1 protein-coding gene is annotated in these 557 nt (G+C 71.5%); it reads left to right on the top strand.

The window, feature by feature from the left end; all coding sequences use genetic code 11:
- Positions 1-557, top strand: a 557-nt coding sequence (locus HUK84_RS22335) for a molybdopterin cofactor-binding domain-containing protein (RefSeq protein ID WP_176642062.1), incomplete at both ends; no start/stop codon positions are given.

Raw genomic sequence — 557 nt, 5'->3', positions numbered from 1 at the left:
GGCGGCCGGACGGTCAGGCGCGGATCCTGCGCGGGCGGGGCGTCGCCTATGCGCAATATGTGCATGGCACCTTTCCCGGCGTGCCGGCGGCCTGGGCGGCCTGGGTCGCCGACGTGGCGGTCGACCGCAAGACCGGCCATGTCCGGGTGACCAAGGTATGGGTCGGCCAGGATGCCGGCATGATGGTCAACCCGGCCGGGGTGCGGCACCAGGTCCATGGCAATGTCGTCCAGTCGGTCAGCCGGGCGCTGAAGGAACAGGTGGCGTTCGACGCGCGGGGCGTGGCCAGCCGCGACTGGGGCACCTATCCGCTGCTGACTTTCGACGAGGTGCCCGACATCGACGTGCTGCTGGTCGAATGCCAGGACCAGCCGCCGCTGGGGGTGGGTGAATCCGCCTCGGTCCCCAGCGCGGCGGCGATCGCCAATGCGATCTTTGACGCCACGGGCGTGCGGTTTCGCGACGTGCCCTTTACGCCCGAGCGCATCCGCGCCGGGCTGGAGGACGCGCTGGGGCCGTGGTGCGAGCCGGTCGCGCCGGAACCCGAACTGGAACCC

The sequence above is a fragment of the Nguyenibacter vanlangensis genome, from assembly GCF_013376155.1.
GTDB lineage: Bacteria > Pseudomonadota > Alphaproteobacteria > Acetobacterales > Acetobacteraceae > Gluconacetobacter > Gluconacetobacter vanlangensis.
This window is presented reverse-complemented; position numbering and strand designations above follow the sequence as displayed.